General features: G+C 55.4%; 19 protein-coding genes. 10 read left to right on the top strand and 9 right to left on the bottom strand.

Features of this window, described 5'->3' with window-relative positions:
- Window positions 1-204: 204 nt before the first annotated feature.
- On the top strand, window positions 205-1,194 hold the full coding sequence (locus D5066_RS07650) for a 2-hydroxyacid dehydrogenase (protein WP_119915535.1): 990 nt from the start codon (window positions 205-207) through the stop codon (window positions 1,192-1,194).
- A gap of 19 nt (window positions 1,195-1,213) precedes the next feature.
- Here the strand turns inward: D5066_RS07650 and D5066_RS07645 are convergent, their stop codons facing one another.
- Together D5066_RS07645 and dcp are read right to left on the bottom strand one after the other, a co-directional pair.
- The gene (locus D5066_RS07645) at window positions 1,214-2,422 is read right to left on the bottom strand and encodes an MFS transporter (protein ID WP_119915534.1); all 1,209 of its coding nucleotides are present in this window, start codon (window positions 2,420-2,422) and stop codon (window positions 1,214-1,216) included.
- 139 nt (window positions 2,423-2,561) lie between these two features.
- Complete coding sequence (gene dcp, locus D5066_RS07640) at window positions 2,562-4,595, bottom strand: peptidyl-dipeptidase Dcp (RefSeq protein ID WP_119915533.1); 2,034 nt, start codon at window positions 4,593-4,595, stop codon at window positions 2,562-2,564.
- A 142-nt stretch (window positions 4,596-4,737) separates the two neighbouring features.
- Between dcp and ydfG the strand changes: the two genes are divergently transcribed.
- Together ydfG and D5066_RS07630 are read left to right on the top strand one after the other, a co-directional pair.
- Window positions 4,738-5,484: a bifunctional NADP-dependent 3-hydroxy acid dehydrogenase/3-hydroxypropionate dehydrogenase YdfG gene (gene ydfG / locus D5066_RS07635; RefSeq protein ID WP_080327227.1), complete on the top strand. Its 747-nt coding sequence runs from the start codon at window positions 4,738-4,740 to the stop codon at window positions 5,482-5,484.
- A gap of 91 nt (window positions 5,485-5,575) precedes the next feature.
- The gene (locus D5066_RS07630; protein ID WP_080327228.1) at window positions 5,576-6,262 is read left to right on the top strand and encodes a GntR family transcriptional regulator; all 687 of its coding nucleotides are present in this window, start codon (window positions 5,576-5,578) and stop codon (window positions 6,260-6,262) included.
- Between the two features lie 33 nt (window positions 6,263-6,295).
- Here the strand turns inward: D5066_RS07630 and D5066_RS07625 are convergent, their stop codons facing one another.
- The gene (locus D5066_RS07625; protein WP_119915532.1) at window positions 6,296-6,727 is read right to left on the bottom strand and encodes a universal stress protein; all 432 of its coding nucleotides are present in this window, start codon (window positions 6,725-6,727) and stop codon (window positions 6,296-6,298) included.
- 286 nt (window positions 6,728-7,013) lie between these two features.
- Here D5066_RS07625 and ydfZ point away from each other — a divergent pair, with 286 nt between their 5' ends.
- Window positions 7,014-7,217, top strand: a complete 204-nt coding sequence (gene ydfZ, locus D5066_RS07620; RefSeq protein WP_080327230.1) for a putative selenium delivery protein YdfZ — start codon at window positions 7,014-7,016, stop codon at window positions 7,215-7,217.
- Window positions 7,218-7,260: 43 nt separating this feature from the next.
- Here the strand turns inward: ydfZ and D5066_RS07615 are convergent, their stop codons facing one another.
- From D5066_RS07615 to D5066_RS07595, 5 genes are all read right to left on the bottom strand, one after another.
- Entirely contained in the window at window positions 7,261-8,724 is a 1,464-nt protein-coding gene (locus D5066_RS07615) for a mannitol dehydrogenase family protein (RefSeq protein ID WP_119915531.1), read from the bottom strand.
- Window positions 8,725-8,945: 221 nt separating this feature from the next.
- Window positions 8,946-10,313, bottom strand: coding sequence for an MFS transporter (locus tag D5066_RS07610; protein ID WP_119915530.1), 1,368 nt, complete (start codon window positions 10,311-10,313; stop codon window positions 8,946-8,948).
- A gap of 73 nt (window positions 10,314-10,386) precedes the next feature.
- Entirely contained in the window at window positions 10,387-11,406 is a 1,020-nt protein-coding gene (locus tag D5066_RS07605) for a Zn-dependent oxidoreductase (protein WP_119915529.1), read from the bottom strand.
- Between the two features lie 14 nt (window positions 11,407-11,420).
- Window positions 11,421-12,635 (bottom strand): D-mannonate dehydratase ManD, encoded by a 1,215-nt coding sequence (manD, locus tag D5066_RS07600; protein WP_119915528.1) that lies wholly within the window; start codon window positions 12,633-12,635, stop codon window positions 11,421-11,423.
- Window positions 12,636-12,745: 110 nt separating this feature from the next.
- Window positions 12,746-13,072, bottom strand: coding sequence for a YnfA family protein (locus tag D5066_RS07595; RefSeq protein ID WP_119915527.1), 327 nt, complete (start codon window positions 13,070-13,072; stop codon window positions 12,746-12,748).
- Window positions 13,073-13,224: 152 nt separating this feature from the next.
- Here D5066_RS07595 and D5066_RS07590 point away from each other — a divergent pair, with 152 nt between their 5' ends.
- Together D5066_RS07590 and speG are read left to right on the top strand one after the other, a co-directional pair.
- Window positions 13,225-13,563: a DUF1283 family protein gene (locus tag D5066_RS07590; protein WP_063145673.1), complete on the top strand. Its 339-nt coding sequence runs from the start codon at window positions 13,225-13,227 to the stop codon at window positions 13,561-13,563.
- On the top strand, window positions 13,563-14,123 hold the full coding sequence (speG, locus tag D5066_RS07585) for a spermidine N1-acetyltransferase (RefSeq protein WP_119915526.1): 561 nt from the start codon (window positions 13,563-13,565) through the stop codon (window positions 14,121-14,123). Before D5066_RS07590 ends, speG begins: the two co-directional genes overlap by 1 nt.
- A gap of 17 nt (window positions 14,124-14,140) precedes the next feature.
- On the opposite strand, the gene D5066_RS07580 is transcribed toward speG, so the two are convergent.
- Window positions 14,141-14,851: a YnfC family lipoprotein gene (locus D5066_RS07580; protein ID WP_119915525.1), complete on the bottom strand. Its 711-nt coding sequence runs from the start codon at window positions 14,849-14,851 to the stop codon at window positions 14,141-14,143.
- Window positions 14,852-15,042: 191 nt separating this feature from the next.
- Between D5066_RS07580 and D5066_RS07575 the strand changes: the two genes are divergently transcribed.
- From D5066_RS07575 to dmsD, 4 genes are all read left to right on the top strand, one after another.
- A complete protein-coding gene (locus D5066_RS07575; protein ID WP_119915524.1) occupies window positions 15,043-15,897 on the top strand; it encodes a glycosyltransferase family 17 protein in 855 nt (284 codons plus the stop codon).
- A 101-nt stretch (window positions 15,898-15,998) separates the two neighbouring features.
- Window positions 15,999-16,265, top strand: coding sequence for a DUF1161 domain-containing protein (locus D5066_RS07570; RefSeq protein ID WP_080327238.1), 267 nt, complete (start codon window positions 15,999-16,001; stop codon window positions 16,263-16,265).
- Between the two features lie 131 nt (window positions 16,266-16,396).
- Window positions 16,397-18,835, top strand: a complete 2,439-nt coding sequence (ynfE, locus tag D5066_RS07565; protein ID WP_119915523.1) for a selenate/tellurate reductase subunit YnfE — start codon at window positions 16,397-16,399, stop codon at window positions 18,833-18,835.
- A gap of 93 nt (window positions 18,836-18,928) precedes the next feature.
- On the top strand, window positions 18,929-19,543 hold the full coding sequence (gene dmsD / locus D5066_RS07560) for a Tat proofreading chaperone DmsD (protein WP_119915522.1): 615 nt from the start codon (window positions 18,929-18,931) through the stop codon (window positions 19,541-19,543).
- Window positions 19,544-19,747 lie beyond the last annotated feature (204 nt).

Raw genomic sequence — 19,747 nt, 5'->3', positions numbered from 1 at the left:
TCGCATTCTGAACCGAGTTCATCATCCCCACTGCCGCAGGCCAGATTCGCCCCGACGCTCCCACGCAGTAAGAATATCATGGAGTTAGAATGCTTAGATGCTCTAGAATAATTGATAGAACTTATTGAATTCAATAATATTTTATAAATTGTAAGATAATTTTAATCATGCTAACGTGAATGCAAAATCACTGGAGAAAGTCTTATGAAACTCGCGGTATATAGCACAAAGCAGTACGACAAAAAGTATCTGCAACATGTTAACGAGGCTTACGGGTTTGAGCTTGAATTTTTCGACTTTCTGCTGTCCGAAAGAACCGCCAAAACGGCGCACGGCTGTGAAGGCGTCTGCATTTTTGTTAACGACGACGGCAGTCGCCCGGTGCTGGAAGAGTTGAAAAAACAGGGGGTGAAGTATATCGCCCTGCGCTGTGCGGGCTTTAACAACGTGGATCTCGACGCGGCGAAAGAGCTGGGTCTGAAGGTGGTGCGCGTCCCGGCCTATTCCCCGGAAGCGGTGGCGGAGCATGCGATTGGCATGATGATGTCGCTTAACCGTCGTATTCACCGCGCTTATCAGCGCACCCGTGATGCCAACTTCTCCCTGGAGGGGCTGACCGGCTTTACCATGTACGGCAAAACCGCGGGCGTGATCGGCACCGGTAAAATTGGCGTGGCTGCCCTGCGCATTCTGAAAGGCTTCGGCATGCGTCTGCTGGCGTTCGACCCCTACCCAAGCGCTGCGGCGCTGGAGCTGGGCGTGGAATACGTCGACCTGCCGACCCTGTTCTCGCAGTCTGACGTGATCTCCCTGCACTGCCCGCTGACGCCGGAAAACTACCACCTGCTTAACCAGGCGGCGTTTGACCAGATGAAAGACGGTGTGATGATCATCAATACCAGCCGCGGCGGGCTGGTTGACTCTCAGGCCGCTATCGAAGCGCTGAAAACCCAGAAAATTGGCGCGCTGGGGATGGACGTGTATGAGAACGAGCGCGACCTGTTTTTTGAAGACAAGTCCAACGATGTGATCCAGGACGACGTGTTCCGCCGTCTGTCGGCCTGTCATAACGTCCTGTTTACTGGCCACCAGGCGTTTTTGACTGCCGAAGCGCTGATCAGCATTTCTGAAACCACGCTCGGTAACCTGAAGCAGCTGGAAAAAGGTGAAGCGTGCCCTAACGAACTGGCATAAGCGTGACGCCGGGTGATGGCTATGCACCACCCGGCGTACTGTCGGTTTCCCAGCTTCGGTGCGCAACCCGCCACCAGAGCAGAACGGCCCCCAGCGCAATCGCGCTCAGCACGCTGAATGCCGTCGCAAAAGAGTAATGACCGGCAATCGTGCCGGTTAACGCCGGGCTCATGGATGCGCCAATGCCCTGCATCAGCATCACCACACTCTGCCCGGCATTGACGTGCCCGCTCCCGCGCAATAACACCACGATAAACGACGGTACCACGACGCCCAGGATCCCGGCGGCCAGTCCGTCGAGAATTTGTACCGGAACCATCATCAACGGTGCGTCCGTGATGGCTGCCAGCACCGCGCGCACCGGCATCACCAGCAATGCCAGCATAATCAGGTGCCAGTAGCCGTAACGTTCTATTCGGCCTGCAACCCAGATGGCAACGGGGATCATCACCGCCTGCGAGATGATAACGGTGCCTGCCGCGAACAGGCCAGGGTTGATCGAGGCGGGTGCCGCGGCAACCCTCATGCTCAGCATCGGAAGCAGTGCGGCGTTCGCCAGGTGGAACAGCAGCAGCGTCAGCCCGGTCACAAACAGCGCCCGGTTTTTAATTAACACCGCGAAGCCGGGGACAGGAACGTTACCTGAAGATGAAAGCCCTCGCGCCGCATCGTTATCAATGTCCCCGTTACGGATGGCAAGCAGCGCGCAGAGCGTCAGCAGCGTCGTGCAGGTCATCAGCAGGAAAATCCCCCCGACGCCCCAGTACCAGGCAATGCCGCCTGCTATCGCGGCGGTGACAAAATTGCCGCCATGATTGAACGCCTCGTTTTTGCCCATCTGTGCGCTAAACCCGCGCTGGCCGGTCAGGCCCAGCGTGATCCCGGCGACGAGCGGCCCGACAAACGCCGCGCAGATGCCGGTGACCATTTGTGAGACGGCGACAACGCCGGTCTGCTGGCTGAACCAGAGCAGCAGCGTGCTCAGGGTGATCAAAATGCAGAGCAGCGCCAGCAAGGCGCGTTTGTTCCGGGAAGTGTCAGTAATCACCCCCGCCGGGAGCGTAGCCAGCAATCCCGCCAGCCCACCGGCAGTCATCAGGATACCGATATCATCAGGCGTCCAGTGGCGTTCTGTCAGAAAGATACCGAGAAAAGGGCCGAGTCCATCACGGACGTCGGCGAGGAAAAAACTTGTGAGGCATAACGCCCGCAGCGAACGAAGAGACATAGAGCGTCGGCCTGAACCAGGGGATCGTCCCAAAAGTTAAGCTGAGTTTAACAGCCAGCAGCAGCACCGAAAACTACGCGATTTAATAATACGCACAGCATTTCTGGCCGGGTGACGCTGTGCTTGCCGGACGGCTGGCTCAGTCCTCCAGGCCGCGGTTTTTAAGCATTAGCTCAATCTTCGGATCGTGGCCGCGCCAGTTCCGGTAAAGTTCAGCTAAATCAGTACTATTGCCACGAGACAAAATCGCCTCACGGAATTTTTGCCCGTTTTCACGCGTCAATCCGCCCTGCTCGACAAACCACTGATAACCATCATCCGCCAGCATTTGCGTCCACAGGTAGGCGTAGTACCCCGCCGCGTAGCCGCCGCCAAAAATATGGGCAAAGTAGCTGCTGCGATAGCGCGGCGGAACAGCGGGCAGATCCAGCCCCTCTTTTTTCAACGCCGCGGCTTCGAATTCTTCAACGCTCGGCACAGCCTCGCTGATGTGGTGCCATTTCATGTCCAGCAGCGCCGCACTTAGCAGCTCCGTCATGTCATAACCCTTATTGAACTGGGTTGCATTAAGCATGCTTTCCCGCAGCGCGTCCGGCATCGGTTCACCGGTTTCGTAGTGACGGGCATAATGGGTAAACACCTGCGGATGGCTGGCCCAGTGCTCGTTGATTTGCGACGGGAATTCAACGAAATCACGCGGGGTATTGGTGCCGGAGAGCGTGGCGAAACGCTGGCTGGCAAACAGGCCGTGAAGAGTGTGACCAAACTCGTGGAACAGGGTGATGACGTCATCCCAGGAGAGAAGTGCAACGCCGCCGTTACCCGGCTTTTGGTAGTTGCAGACGTTGTAGATCACCGGACGGGCAGACAACTCGAAGGATTGCTCGACGAAATTGCCCATCCAGGCCCCGCCCTGTTTGGAATCGCGGGCAAAGTAGTCGCCGTAAAACAGCGCCATGCCCTCACCGGTGTGGTCGAAAATTTCCCATACGCGGACGTCCGGGTGGTAAACCGGAATATCGAACCGTTCCACAAAGCGGATGCCAAACAGCTGGCTGGCCGCCCAGAATACGCCATCCTGCAATACGGTGTTGAGCGCAAAATAGGGTCGAATCTGCGATTCATCGAGGGCGTATTTCGCCTGGCGCACGCGCTCGGCATAAAAGGCCCAGTCCCAGGCCTGCACGGTGAAGCCGCCCTGCTCGTCATCAATCACTTTCTGAATATCGGCCTGCTCGCGCTCTGCACGGGCACGCGCCGCGGGCACAATGCCGCGCATAAAGGTCAGCGCGGCCTCTGGCGTTTTCGCCATCTGGTCGGCGATGCTCCAGCTCGCGTAATCCTTAAAGCCCAGCAGGCTGGCCTGCCGCGCGCGCAGCGCCGTAAGGCGGAGGATCAGCGCTCGGGTGTCGTTTTCATTCCCTTTCTGGGTACGCGTCCAGCCTGCGTTAAACAGGTTTTCGCGCGTCTGCCGATTGCGCAGCGCTGAAAGCGCGGGTTGCTGAGTGGTATTCAGAAGTGGGATCAGCCAGCGATCGTTCAGCCCACGCTCCGCGGCGGCCTGCGCAGCGGTAGCGATCTCATCAGCGCTGAGCCCCTCAAGCTGATGCACATAATCCACCACCAGCCCGCCCGCCTTATCGGCAGCCAGCAGGCGCTGGTTAAACTGGCTGGTCAGGGACGCGGCCTCGGTATTCAGCGCCTTCAGCTCGGCTTTTTCTGTCTCGTTCAGGCGCGCACCGGCAAGAATAAAGCGCTGGTACGTCTCCTCGACCAGCCGACGGGATTCGGCGTCCAGAGCGGTACGATCCTGCCAGACGCTCTCCACGCGGGAAAAGAGCGCGACGTTCAGCCAGATATCATTCGCCAGCGCGGCAAGTTCAGTGGAGAACTGCTCCTCCAGCTCCTGCAGGTAACCGTTAGTATGCGCGGAGGTCATGGCGAAGAAAACGCTGCTGACGCGCGTGAGCATAACGCCGCTTTTCTCCAGCGCCAGCACGGTATTGTTGAAGTCCGGCGCAGCGGCCTGAGTAACGATAGCGTCAATATCCGCGCGCTTCTGGCGAAGCGCTTCGTCGAAGGCCGGGCGATAGTGGCTGTCGTGGATTTCATCAAAACGCGGAGCCTGGTAAGGCAACAGGCTAATGTCAAAAAAGGGGTTCGTAGCCGACATCTTTCACTCCTGAGTACGGGTATCCTCCCAGAGTAGGCCAGGCCGCCACTGGCTGCAATGCCGTCATACAAATGTGGCCTTAACGCACCCTCTGCGAGCATGCTATGTTAGAACAACACAAAAAGCGTTGAGGAACAGTGAGATGATTATTTTAGTTACCGGGGCAACAGCGGGTTTTGGTGAAAGTATCACGCGTCGCTTTGTCGCCAACGGGCACAAGGTGATTGCAACGGGCCGCCGTCAGGAGCGCCTGCAGGAGCTGAAGGACGATTTAGGTGACAGCATCCTGACCGCGCAGCTGGACGTGCGTAACCGCGCGGCCATTGAAGAGATGATTGCTAACCTGCCGTCAGAGTGGCGCGCCATCGACGTTCTGGTCAACAACGCCGGTCTGGCGCTGGGCATGGAGCCCGCTCACAAAGCCAGCGTTGAAGACTGGGAAAACATGATCGACACCAACAACAAAGGGCTGGTCTATATGACCCGCGCGGTGTTGCCGGGCATGGTCGAGCGCAACCGTGGCCACATTATCAACATCGGTTCTACCGCCGGGAGCTGGCCTTACGCGGGCGGCAACGTCTATGGCGCGACGAAAGCATTTGTGCGCCAGTTCAGCCTCAACCTGCGTACCGACCTGCACGGCACCGCCATTCGCGTTACCGATATCGAGCCGGGCCTGGTGGGCGGCACCGAATTCTCCAACGTACGCTTCAAGGGCGACGATGCGAAAGCGGATAAAACCTACGAAAACGCCAATGCCCTGACGCCAGAGGACATCACCGAAACGGTCTGGTGGGTCGCGACGCTGCCAAAACACGTCAACATCAATACCGTGGAAATGATGCCGGTCAGCCAGAGTTTCGCCGGGCTTAACGTCCATCGCGGCTAAATGATGCTCTCCCGGCCTGCGGGCCGGGTATGTGATGCCGGGTAAAAGAATGGTAGTATGTTCAGGTTAATTCTCTGAGAAATCACAACCCATGGCCGCTGAATCGCAACTCAATCCTACCCAGCCCGTTAATCAGCAAATTTATCGTATTTTACGTCGCGATATCGTTCACTGCCTGATCCCGCCGGGAACGCCGCTCTCTGAAAAAGAGGTGTCCGTGCGTTTTGATGTCTCCCGTCAACCAGTGCGCGAGGCGTTTATTAAACTTGCTGAGAATGGCCTGATTCAGATCCGTCCCCAGCGCGGCAGCTATGTAAATAAAATTTCCCTTTCTCAGGTGCGCAACGGCTGTTTCGTACGTCAGGCGATTGAGTGCGCGGTAGCGCGCCGTGCCGCAACGCTCGTCAACGACAAGCAGTGTTATCTGCTGGAGCAGAACCTACACCAGCAGCGAATTGCAATTGACCGTAAGCAGCTCAATGATTTCTTTCAGCTTGACGATGAATTCCATCAAAAGCTGGCGCAGATTGCGGATTGTCAGTTAGCCTGGGATACGATTGAAAACATCAAGGCCACCATCGACCGTGTGCGCTACATGAGCCTGGATCATGTATCACCGCCGGAAATGTTGCTCCGCCAGCATCATGATATTTTTAGCGCGCTCGAAAAACGTGACCCGGACGGCGTGGAAAAAGCCATGACGCTCCATCTGCAGGAAATTAGCGAATCCGTGCAGCTTATTCGCCAGGAAAATAGCGAGTGGTTTAGTGAAGAGTAATTTTCGCCGCCCCTTTCGGGAGCGGCGAAATGATTAACGAACGACTAGCACCGGAATTGTGGCGTAACGCAGAATAGATTCCGCATTTGACCCCAGCAGATGGGTCGTAATGCCCGGGTTTTTTGACCCGATGACGATCGCATCATATTCCCCTTCTTTGCTCAGCTTGATAATTTCATCGCGGACGTTGCCAAAACGAACCAGGGTGTGAATATTCTCCGGGGCGATATCGAACAGTCTTTTTAACTCGTTCATTTTCTTTCCGGATTCTGCGGTCATATACTCTTCGAACTTTTTAATATCGGCGTTGAATCCGCGCAGCAGAGACCGACTGCTGGCAGGCAAAATGTTGACCAGGGTAATCGATGCGCCCTCAGCCTTCGCAAGGTTTGCCGCGTGGCGAACCGCTTTGTCGCTCAAATCCATTTCAAACACATCAACAGGCATCAAAATTTTCTTATACATAAGCCTGGCTCCTTATTCCGATGAAGGGTTATTTCCTGTATCCAGAATGGCATCGGCAATATAAACCAACCCTCAACGATCCCACCGCGAAACTATCAGCAATGGAAAATAAGTGTCTGCTTTGTAAATTGCTGTCGTGAACCGTCAGCGCGTCGCTGAATAAAGAAAAAAGTGTGAGTTTGATCAAAAACAAAAAAATGAAATGCAGACAGGCGTATTTATATGCCCCGTGAACGGCAAAACCTGAAATAGCGCCGTAACGACCGGTTAGAGAGGAGAAAATACCATGATGACATACGACCGTAACCGCAATGCAATCACCACCGGCAGCCGCGTCATGATCAGCGGCACAGGCAAAACGGGTGTGATTAAGGCGATCCACAGCGAAGGGCTTGATGCCGCGCAGGTGCGTCGTGGCAAAACGGTGGAAGTGGAAGGATGCGACGGTAAGTTCGAACCGATCGAGCTGATTCGCCTGGGTATGCACTAAACGTGCGCGTGTTATGCCGCCGCAAACGGCGGCATATCAGGGATTACAGGTGAGACACGCGTTCAGCCACCGCGGCCTTCGCCCCCCTCTGCAGTAACAACTCGTATGCGCTCATCACCACCGCGACAAAGACGTTTTCCTGCGGCAGCTCTTTACCAAAGATAGCCTCAATGCCGAGCAGCGCCTTAACCCGACTTTCCCCTTCCGCGCTCCCCTTCACCGCCGCCTGGATCGCCGCCAATTGCGGGTCGCTCACGTCAATGGCGTTACCCTGCTCGTCCACGCCGCCAACATAACGCATCCACCCTGCCACGCCCAGCGCAAGCAGCGGGAAAGGCTTCTGATGTACCAGGTGCCAGCGCACGGAATCGAGCATACGCTGTGGAAGCTTCTGGCTGCCGTCCATCGCGATTTGCCAGGTACGATGGCGCAGGGCCGGGTTGCTGTAGCGGGCAATCAAAAGATCGGCGTAGTGTTCTAAATCGACGCCTTTTACTTTTAGGGTCGGCGCCTGCTCGTTAAGCATCAACGCGCGAGCGGCGATGCGGTAGTTCTCATCTTCCATACAGTCGTTGATATGCGGGTAACCGGCCAGATAGCCAAGATACGCCAGGAACGAGTGGCTGCCGTTGAGCATCCGCAGCTTCATCTCTTCAAACGGAATGACGTCTGACACCAGCTCAGCCCCGGCTTTTTCCCACTCGGGGCGCCCGGCCACAAAGTTATCTTCAATGACCCACTGGCGGAACGGCTCGCAGGCCACCGCTGCCGGGTCACGAACGCCGGTCAGCTGCGCGATTTTATCCAGCGTATCGGGAGTGACCGCCGGTACAATGCGATCCACCATGGTTGACGGGAAAGTGACGTTCGCGTCGATCCAGTCCGCCAGTTCACTGTCTACCGCCCGCGCGTAAGCGCAGGTTACGTTGCGCATGACGTGACCGTTTTCCGGCATGTTGTCGCAGGACATCACGCTGAACGCAGGCAGCCCCGCCGCTTTGCGTCGTGCCAGCGCTTCCACCACCACGCCCGGTGCGGATTTCGGCTGATGCGGATTTTGCAGGTCGGCGACGATGAAAGGATGATCGAGCATCAGTTGCCCGGTTGCCGGAGAGTGGCAGTAGCCTTTTTCGGTGATGGTCAGCGAAACGATCGCCACCTGCGGTTCACACATCGCCGCCAGCACGCTCTCCAGCCCATCGACCTGCGCATGCAGTGCTTTTTTGACCACGCCAACCACGCGGGATGTCCACGCATCGGCGGACATCTCCGCCACGGTGTAGAGGTTATCCTGCGCTTTCAGGTCGGCAATCTGCTGCTCGCCGCCAATCAGGTTAACCTCGCAGTAGCCCCAGTCGCTGCCGTGTTCCGCCGCAAGAATGTCGGCATACACCGCCTGATGCGCACGGTGAAATGCGCCAAACCCTAAATGAACAATGCGTGCATTAAGGCTGCTGCGATCGTACTGAGGAAGCGTCGCTTTCGCCTGTAATAACCGGTTTTCCATGATTAAGACTCGTTAATTAGAAAGCTGTGAATCACGGCCGCGCTATTCAAGCGCGGCCGCGCCTGCTGACTACACCAACTAGAATGGCAGTTGGGGTAAAAAAATAACTGCCATCAACCATACTGATACTGCCGTTTGTGTTTTTGATTTATATTAACTTTTGCTCAAGTGGTGTGACATAAACAAAAAGTTGTGTGATAAGTCACGCGAGATATAAACCGTTAGCGCCGCGTGGAGACCGCACCGTAAGCCACGCTCTCTTTTGGCGCGGCCTCCGCAGCATCTTCCGCCGCGCTGAGGTCACGGTCGCGCACTTCCGGCATCAGGACCGCCGAGACCAGCCCAATCACGGAATAGGCCACCAGCATGGCAACAATCGGCCACCAGGAACCCGTCATGTTGCAGAAGATCCCCGCCAGTACCGGACCAAAGCCCACTGCCACCAGACCGCCCGCCTCTTTGGAGATAGCCATACGGGTAAAGCGATTCCGCGAGCCAAACATCTCCGCCATGGTGATATTTTCCAGGGCAAACAGCCCCAGGACGGCGAAGTTATGGATAACGATGATGCAGAGCATGATCGTCCCCGGTGCATAGCTTTTATCGACGATGATCGACAGCATCGGGTACGCCAGAATGATGGCGGAGATATTAAGGATGATGTACGGTACCCGGCGGCCTACTTTGTCGGAAAGCCAGCCCAGCAGCGGGATGGAGATAAACCCGAGAATGGAGCTTATCATCAGCGCGTCGGTCGGAATGGCCTTATCAAACAGCAGCGTCTGGACCAGATAACCGGCAAGGAACGTCTGGATCAGGCCCGAGTTGCCCGCCTGACCGAAACGCAGACCGGTCGCCAGCCAGAAGGATTTGCTTTTTACCATTGAACCCAGCGAGGTGTCCGGCTGCGCTGTTTGTGCATCGTTCACCTTCTCAAAGACCGGGCTCTCCTTGAGGTTCATTCGCAGCCAGATGGCGAAGATCATCACCACGACGCTGGCGAGGAACGGCACGCGCCAGCCCCAGGCGAGCAGCTGTTCACGGTCAAGGGCGAAGAACATGATGGCCCAGATCGCCGTTGCGCTCAGCGTCCCGCAGTTAGTCCCCATCGCTACCAGCGAGGAAATGATGCCGCGCTTCCCTTTCGGGGCGTACTCCGCCAGCATGGTCCCAGCCCCGGAGATCTCCGCCCCGGCTCCCAGCCCCTGAATAATACGCAGCGTCACCAGCAGTACGGGGGCAAAAATGCCGATCTGCGCGTAGGTTGGCAGCACGCCAATCAGCGTGGTGCAGATACCCATCATAGTGATGGTGATAAACAGCACTTTTTTACGGCCAATGCTGTCGCCCATTCTGCCGAAGATAAAGGCCCCGACGATGCGCGCGATGTACCCTGCGCCGTAGGTTCCCATCGCCAGGATCAGCGCCATCGCGGCCGACTGTTCCGGGAAGAAGATTTCATGAAATACCAGCGCCGCCCCCAGCGAGTAGAGCTGGAAATCCATAAATTCCAGCGCGGTGCCCAGCCAGCCGGAGACGGCGGCTTTCACCAGATCGGAGGTGGTTCTTTGAGGTTGTGCTTGCGTCATAATGGCTATCTCTAAAAGGTAAGATGCGTACCACTGAGAGCCCGTCTTCGCGGGCTCTTAACCGCGTGTAGGGTTATTGCCCGAACGTCAGTAAGACTTTGCAGCACTGCCGCTGGTCTTTCTCAAACAGTTCGATGGCGTCTGTTACATGGTGATAGTCAAAGGTATGGGTGATCAGTTTTTCCGGGTCGATCAGCCCTTTTTGCATCCAGTCGATGACGACCGGGAATTTGTTGGCATTCAGGCGCGAAGAGAAAATCGCCAGCTCTTTGCCGGTGATGCCCTGCTGGACAACCTGGCTCGGTTCGCTGGAAAAGCCCATCAAAACGATCCGCGCAGCGGGAGAAGCCAGGGTTACCGCCTCCTGTAAAATCGACGGATGACAGGCGGCGTCAATAATCAGCGTCGGCTTGATGCCCTTTTCCTCCAGCGCGGCCTGCAGCGACTGTTCGCCGTTGTTGAATACCCAGTCCGCACCGCTGCGCTGGGCCATGGTCAGACGCTCATTGATTCTGTCCACGACGATAACCTGCTTCACGTTGTAGACGCCTTTCAGCGCCTGTACGGTGACCAGCCCCATCGGCCCTGCGCCGTAGATCAGCGCAACGTCCTGTTCGGTGGGATTCGCCTGCCCGGTCACGTTGGCGGCAATGGTGAAAGGCTCAACCATGACGGCGTGTTTATCCGGGATCGCATCCGGGATGCGCCAGGCATTTTTCGCGGGTACGGCGGCATATTCGCTGAATCCGCCGTCGCGGTGAACGCCCAGCACCACCAGTGAAGTGCAGACGTTAGGCTTACCGACGGAGCACGGGTAGCAGTGCCCGCAGCTGATCACTGGATCCACCGAAACGCGTTCCCCTAACCGGGACGGTTCTACGCCCTCGCCCACGGCGTCGATTTCGCCAAAAAACTCGTGGCCGATCACGCGCGGATATTTAGCAAACGGATTATGTCCACGGTAGATGTGGCTGTCTGACCCGCAGATCCCGGCCAGTTTGATTTTGACGCGGACTTCCCCTGCGCCTGGCTCCGGGCGCGGACGCTCTTCAATCACCAGTTGATTCGGCTGTTGAATCACTACGCTTTTCATCGTTCGCTCCTCGGTTACCAGTTCCACAGCGTGCCGTCTTCAAGGCGGGCCACCGGCAGATAAGCCGGATCGTACGGGTATTTCGCCGCCAGTTTTTCATCAAACTCAATGCCCAGCCCCGGCTTGTCACCCGGATGCATATAGCCGTTATCAAAGCGCCAGCTGTGCGGGAAGACCTCAAGCATCTGTGCGGAGTAGCCCATATATTCCTGCACGCCAAAGTTCGGCACCCACAGGTCGAAATGCAGCGCGGCCGCGTGGCAGATCGGTGACAGATCGGACGGGCCGTGTGAGCCGGTACGCACCTGATAGAGCGACGCGAAGTCCGCGATGCGGCGCATCCCGGTGATCCCGCCCGCATGGGTGATGGTGGTGCGGATATAGTCGATGAGCTGCTCTTCGATCAGTTGCTTGCAGTCCCAGATGCTGTTGAACACTTCGCCCACGGCGATTGGCGTGACGGTATGCTGGCGGATCAGGCGGAAGCACTCCTGGTTTTCCGCAGGCGTTGGATCTTCCATCCAGAACATACGGAACTCTTCGATGCTCTTGCCGAAACGCGCCGCTTCGATGGGCGTCAGACGGTGGTGCATATCGTGCAGGAGATGTTCATTGAAGCCAAATTTACTGCGCACCGCGTCAAACAGTTTTGGCGTGAAATCGAGGTATTTCTCGGTGGACCAGAGCTGCTCTTCCGGCCAGTCGCCTTTGGTGGCAGGCTCGTAGGCCAGCCCCTTCCCTTTAGCCATGCCGTAGGTCGTTTTCATACCTGGCACGCCGCACTGCACGCGGATCGCCTTAAAACCCATCTCCTTATGACGAGCGTAATCTTCCAGCACGTCGTCAATGGTGTGCCCGGTGGTGTGGCAGTAGACCATTACCCCTTCACGGGATGCCCCGCCCAGCAGCTGGTAGAGCGGCATGTTGGCCGCTTTGGCTTTGATGTCCCAGAGTGCCATGTCCACGGCGGAAATGGCCGACATGGTGACCGGACCACGACGCCAGTAGGCGCCCTTATAGAAGAATTGCCAGATATCTTCGATACGGTGCGCATCGCGACCAATCAGCTGCGGGCAGAGATGATCTTTCAGGTAGGAAGCAACGGAGAGCTCACGCCCGTTCAGCGTGGCGTCGCCGAGCCCCACAATCCCCTCATCGGTGGTGATTTTAAGGGTGACAAAGTTACGCCCCGGGCAGGTTACAAACACTTCAGCCCCGACAATCTTCATAATCCATTCCTTACATCGTTCGTTGTGATGTTGGAAATTTACTCATCTGCACTACTACCATACAAGTATAATGATCGTAAAATTAGCGAACGATCACAAAACCCGGGGACTTAGGTACGCCCCCATCCTGCCACAATGATCAGCATACCGCACAGGGCAACCAGCGCGCCGGTCCAGTCGTACGCGCTGAGCTTGACGCCATCCACCACGCGTAACCACAGCAGCGCAGTACAGACATAGACACCACCATAAGCGGCGTAGACGCGACCGCTGGCAGCCGGATGCAGCGTTAACAGCCAGACAAAGAGGGCCAGCGCGACGCTAGCCGGGATGAGCAGCAATACGGACCCTCCCTTCTTCAGCCAGAGCCAGGGCAGGAAGCAGCCGATGATTTCGCATAGCGCGGTAGCAAAAAAAAGCAGCGTCGTTTTGAACATAATTAACGTCAGGTGAGGGTCTATTTAGGCATCATACCTGATAATGACCTTTACTTTCCCATGCTTGCTCCGCGGGTATGCCGTTATTGCTCTTTGGTGTAGAATCTGAACGGGGAAACCTGCTCATCTGCACCCATTTAAAAGGAAACGCTATGACTACATTAAGCAAACGCCTTTGTCTGACAGCCCTGCTGGCGCTGTCATCGTTCGCCTTTGCCGCCTCTGCGACAGCGGAAACCAGCAAGCTCGTTATCGAGTCTGGTGACAGCGCGCAAAGCCGTCAGAACGCCGCCATGGACAAAGAACAATGGAATGACACCCGCAGCCTTCGCCAGAAGGTCAACAAACGTGCTGAGAAAGAGTGGGACAAAGAAGATGTCGCTTTTGACGCACGCGATAAGTGTCAGCAAAGTGCGAACGTCAACGCCTACTGGGAGCCTAACACCCTGCGCTGCCTGGATCGCCGCACTGGTCGTACGGTAGCCCCATAATGTCGGCTTCCTGCGACGTGAAACTCCGTCCGCTGGAGCGGGAAGACCTGCGCTTCGTCCACCAGCTCGACAATAACGCCAGCGTGATGCGTTACTGGTTCGAAGAGCCTTACGAGGCCTTTGTCGAACTGTCGGATCTTTACGACAAACACATTCACGATCAGAGCGAACGTCGTTTTGTGGTGGAGTGTGAAGGCGAAAAAGCCGGGCTGGTGGAGTTGGTTGAAATCAACCACGTTCACCGCCGGGCGGAGTTCCAGATCATCATTTCGCCCGAGCATCAGGGGAAAGGTCTCGCCTCATGGGCGGCAAAGCTGGCGATGGATTACGGATTCAACGTCCTGAACCTCTACAAGCTTTACCTGATTGTGGATAAGGAGAACGAAAAAGCGATCCATATCTACCGCAAGCTGGGCTTTATGGTAGAAGGTGAGCTGATTCACGAGTTCTTTATCAACGGTGAGTACCGTAACACCATTCGCATGTGCATTTTCCAGCATCAGCATCTGGCCGGTCACAAGCCGTCTGGCGCCAGCCTGCTGAAACCAACCGCGCAGTAATTTGCGCGGTTTCATTCTCAGTAATATTCAATCGTGTTTTTGATGGTGTACTTGCGCTCAACGGCGGGTTTGACGCTATCGTCCGTGATCGTCAGATCGCAGCTTACGGGGTTATTGTGTCGATCGTAGTCGCAACTCTGCTTCACGTTGCCCAGCGGCTTGTCGTTTAACATGCTTACTGCCGAGTAATCCATTCTTTTGCGGACATCCTTAGACGGCGTCGACTGGACCGATAAATGCTGATCTCCGGAGACCGTGGATTTGCCCAGCGGATAGCCATCGGCATCGTAGCGGTACTTCACTTCCATCTCTTTACCGTGCGCCGCTACTACAAAACCGTTATCGTCGGTATCCCACGTCACGCCAGCTGACGGCAGTTCAGCCAGCTGGCATTTTCCCTGCAGCTTCACTTTTCGCTGCTGGGTTTCAGCATCGATGTAGTAATTGGCATCCAGCACCAGCGCAACGCCGGTATTCGCTTCCAGGTCGTGCAGTTCCAGGGTATCGAAACACCCTTCCGTCGACACGGTGCCGGTGACCCGCCTGGACACTTCGCCTTTCTCGTTGAACAGCGTCTGGGTAAAGTCTTTGACCGGGCCGCGCAAAGGATCAAAATCAAACTCGTTCGAGAAACTCGCCATCTCGGGCGTAAACGACAGCGGTGCGGAGTTGTTATCACAACCCGCGAGAGTAGCTGCCAGGAGCGTTATCGCTGCGTATTTCTTCACATCATTTACCGTTCGGATAGAGATAAGGACATATTAGCAAATACAGCAACTTACAGAACAGAAAATCCTTGATCTATTCACTCTTTTTAATTTCCCCATTTGCATTGACGTGACAGGTCAAAATGACTACTTTGGGCGCGCAGGTTTCAGCACTTTTATAAATCTTATTCGGCTATTTTCGGGTTAACATCATGATTTACGACTGCTTTTTGTACTATGACGAAGATATGTTACTCGACATCAGATTACATACTCTTGCTAATGTCGTTGACCGTTTTGTCATTGTTGAAGCAACACACTCCTTTACGGGTAAACCGCGAAGTTTGCACTTCGACATTGAGAAATTCGCAAAATTTAAAGACAAAATTATTTATGTGCCATTTGATGAACAACCCATCTTAAAAAACGCGGATAATAACGAGGTTGACGCATGGGCAAATGAAGCAGCACTTCGCAACTCTATTATGAACGGCTTAAAAAACGCGTCTGATGACGATCTGATTCTCGTCTCAGACGTTGATGAAATCTTTATGCCCCAAACGGTTCAGGCTATTAATCCGAAAGCACTTTGCACAACCATTCATCAAAATGTGTTCAATTATCAGTTCAATCTGCAAGTTCATAACATGGATGATATGCCGAGAAAATGCACGTTGCCTCGCGCCACGTCTTATTACAACCTTAAACATTTCTTCCACGGTGAACCTGAATCGTTCAGAAACTGGAAGCGAGCCCGCAAAGATAAAAACTGGTCATGGTTCAAATGGAACTGGTTAAAAATCAATAACAGGATTGTACGGGATGGCGGTTGGCATTTTTCATGGGTAATGACCCCTGAGAGAATTTCCGAGAAGATGTCGACCATTTCCCATACTGAATACGATCTGCCGGAATTCAATAACCCGGAACATATTATGAAGGTTATCAGCAATGCAGAAGACATCTGGGGACGTGACCGAAAACTGGTCAAAAAAGAAGTCTCCACACGCACCCTGCCTTCCTATCTGGTAGAAAATCAGCATAAGTATTCGCAATTCATCTTATGATTTTGGCAAAGCACCAGGACTATTCAGAAAGATAGTCATAAAACAAAAGCTTACCTAAATCCTGCTATGCTTATCCTCTACACAGAGAAAAGGAGCTACAGATGAAACGGTTACCCTGGATTACCGCCCTGCTGTTAATGAGTGCTTCAACGGCCGCCCTGGCTGCCCCAGACTCCTGCGAACGCGTGAAAAGCGACATTCAGCAGAAAATTATCAACAACGGCGTGCCTGAATCAGGTTTTACGCTAAGCATTGTGCCGAACGACCAGGCCGACCAGCCAGGTACGCAGGTGGTGGGTCACTGCGCCAACGACACCTTTAAAATTTTGTACACCCGTTCAGGCAGCGGGGCCGCTGAGGCTCAGTAATTTGCCCTCAATTTCCTTTGATTTGATAAGGATTAATATTTAATAACCCCAAATAAGTAACACTCACCCCATCATTAGCCCGGTTGTAATTACGGGAAAAATAATACGCAATGATAATGATGGGGTGAGCCATGTCCGATGTTGAACACCACGGCGGGATTAGCCGTCGAACACTCGTTAAATCCACGGCGATAGGCTCTCTGGCGCTTGCCGCCGGCGGCATCTCGTTGCCTTTTGGACTGAAAAGCGCCGCCGCTGCGGTACAAAACGCAATCAAACCGACAGAAGATAAAGTGGTCTGGGGCGCCTGCTCGGTCAACTGTGGCAGCCGCTGCGCGCTGCGCCTGCATGTTCGCGATGATGAGGTCTATTGGGTCGAAACGGATAATACCGGTGACGATACCTATGGCAATCATCAGGTTCGCGCCTGCCTGCGCGGCCGCTCTATTCGCCGTCGTATCAACCATCCTGACCGTCTGAACTACCCGATGAAACGCGTGGGCAAACGCGGTGAGGGCAAGTTCGAGCGCATCTCGTGGGACGAAGCGCTGAACACGATCGCTGCCAGCCTGAAAGACGTAATCGCCAGATACGGCAACGAAGCGGTCTACATTAACTACTCCTCTGGCATTGTCGGCGGCAATATCACCCGCTCCTCCCCTTACGCTTCGCTGGTGGCGCGCCTGATGAACTGTTATGGCGGTTTCCTGAGCCACTATGGCACCTACAGCACGGCGCAAATCGCCTGTGCGATGCCATACACCTACGGCAGCAACGATGGCAACAGCACTTCCGATATCGAAAACACCAAACTGGTGGTGATGTTCGGCAATAACCCGGCGGAAACCCGCATGAGCGGCGGCGGGATCACGTATTATCTGGAGCAGGCTCGCGAGCGCTCCAACGCCCGCATGATCGTCATCGATCCGCGCTATACCGACACGGCAGCCGGACGCGAAGACGAGTGGATCCCGATCCGTCCAGGCACCGATGCCGCCCTGGTTGCGGGTATTGCGTGGGTATTGATCGACGAAAACCTGGTGGACCAGCCGTTCCTCGATAAATACTGCGTCGGCTACGATGAAAAAACGCTGCCGGAAGGTGCCCCTGCGAATGGTCACTACAAAGCGTATATTCTCGGCCAGGGCGATGATCGCACCGCGAAAACGCCGGAGTGGGCCTCGCGCATCACCGGTATTCCAGCGGATCGCATCATTAAGCTTGCCCGCGAAATCGGCTCCGCGAAACCGGCCTATATCTGTCAGGGCTGGGGACCACAGCGTCAGGCGAACGGTGAACTGACGTCCCGCGCCATCGCGATGCTGCCGATCCTCACGGGTAACGTGGGGATCAACGGCGGCAACAGCGGCGCGCGCGAATCGACGTACACCATCACCATTGAACGTATGCCGTTGCCGGAAAACCCGGTTAAAACGCAAATTTCCTGCTTCAGCTGGACGGATGCCATCGCCCGCGGACCGGAAATGACCGCCCTGCGCGACGGCGTGCGCGGCAAAGAGAAGCTGGACGTGCCGATTAAGTTCATCTGGAACTACGCGGGCAATACCATCATTAACCAGCACTCCGACATCAATAAAACGCACGATATCCTGCAGGACGAGAGCAAGTGCGAAATGATTGTCGTCATTGACAATTTCATGACCTCGTCAGCGAAGTATGCCGATATCGTCTTGCCGGACCTGATGACCGTCGAGCAGGAAGACATCATTCCTAACGATTATGCGGGCAATATGGGCTACCTGATTTTCCTCCAGCCCGTGACCGCACCGAAGTTTGAGCGCAAACCCATCTACTGGATCATGAGCGAAGTGGCGAAACGCCTCGGGCCGGATATTCATCAGAAATTCACCGAAGGCCGCACGCAGGAGCAGTGGCTGCAGTATCTGTATGCCAAAATGCTCGAAAAAGACCCCAAACTGCCGTCCTATGACGAGCTGAAAAAAATGGGTATTTATAAGCGCAAAGATCCAAACGGACACTTTGTGGCCTATAAAAAATTCCGCGAGGATCCGGAAGCCAATCCGCTGAAAACGCCATCCGGGAAAATAGAAATTTACTCCAGCAAGCTGGCGGATATTGCGGCCACCTGGGAGCTGGAAAAAGACGAAACCATCAGCCCTCTCCCCGTCTACGCCTCGACCTTTGACGGCTGGGATGCTCCGGAGCGCGCGCAGTTCCCGCTGCAGCTGTTCGGTTTCCACTTCAAAGCCCGCACCCACTCCAGCTACGGTAACGTCGACGTGCTGAAAGCCGCCTGTCGCCAGGAGGTCTGGCTTAATCCCGTTGATGCCGCGAAACGTGGCATTAAAAACGGCGATATCGTGCGCGTCTTTAACGCTCGCGGTGAGGTGCGAATTGAAGCGAAAGTGACGCCACGCATCATGCCCGGTGTAAGCGCCATGGGCCAGGGAGCCTGGCACGACGCCAATATGAATGGCGACCGCATCGATCACGGCTCATGCATCAACACCCTGACCACGCATCGTCCGTCACCGCTGGCAAAAGGCAACCCTCAGCACACCAATCTGGTGCAGATCGAGAAGGTCTAGAGGGTGAAATGTGCGACCGTGGTTTATTCTATGGTCTGTAAAATTGGTTAACACAGTCGCGCGGGCTGACTCCGCGCGAGCAAGGAAGGTTTAATGAAAGACGTCTCACACCGTGACTCGTTCGCGTTCAGCGCCCGCGTACTGGGCGCGCTGTTTTATTTTGCGCCAGATAACGAGCAGACTGCGCCGCTGGTGCAGGCACTTACGGCTGGCGAATGGATTGAGGACTGGCCCCTGCCTCGCGAAAGCCTGTTGCCTGTCGCTAAAACGTTTGCCGAGCCTGCCGATGAACCGCTTACGGACGCGTGGCAACGGCTATTTATTGGCCCTTATGCCCTGCCCGCTCCGCCTTGGGGTTCCGTCTGGCTGGACCGCGAATCCGTCTTGTTTGGTGAGTCAACGCTCGCGCTGCGCCAGTGGATGCGCGAAAACGGCATCGCTTTTGAGATGCAGCAAAACGAACCGGAAGATCATTTCGGTACGCTGCTGCTGCTGGCGGCGTGGCTGGCTGAGAATGGCCGCGAGGCGGAGTGCGATCGGCTTCTGGCATGGCACCTGCTGCCGTGGAGCACTCGCTTCCTCTCGGTGTTTGTCGATAACGCCGGGCATCCGTTCTATACCGCGCTGGCCAAACTTGCGCAGCTGACGCTCGCGGACTGGCGAACCGGGTTGCTTGTTCCGGTTGCGGAAAAGACACTGTATCGTTAAGAGAGGTGGCTTGCTTGCGGGTGGCGGGCAAGCCTTTAATTTATGCATCACCACCTGATTCACTCATACTCTCTTTGCTTTGAATGAACCGAAGTGCGAGATAGAGGTCTGGTGCCAGAATCATGTCATCATCATTCATTGTTGGCCGACTATCTTTAAACCAGCGCGTTAATTCCGTTTTCCTGCCCGCCAGGATTAACGTAA

The sequence above is a fragment of the Enterobacter chuandaensis genome (genome assembly GCF_003594915.1).
Classification (GTDB): Bacteria; Pseudomonadota; Gammaproteobacteria; order Enterobacterales; family Enterobacteriaceae; genus Enterobacter; species Enterobacter chuandaensis.
The sequence above is the reverse complement of the archived record's forward strand: the minus strand, read 5'-3'. Positions and strand labels throughout refer to the sequence as shown.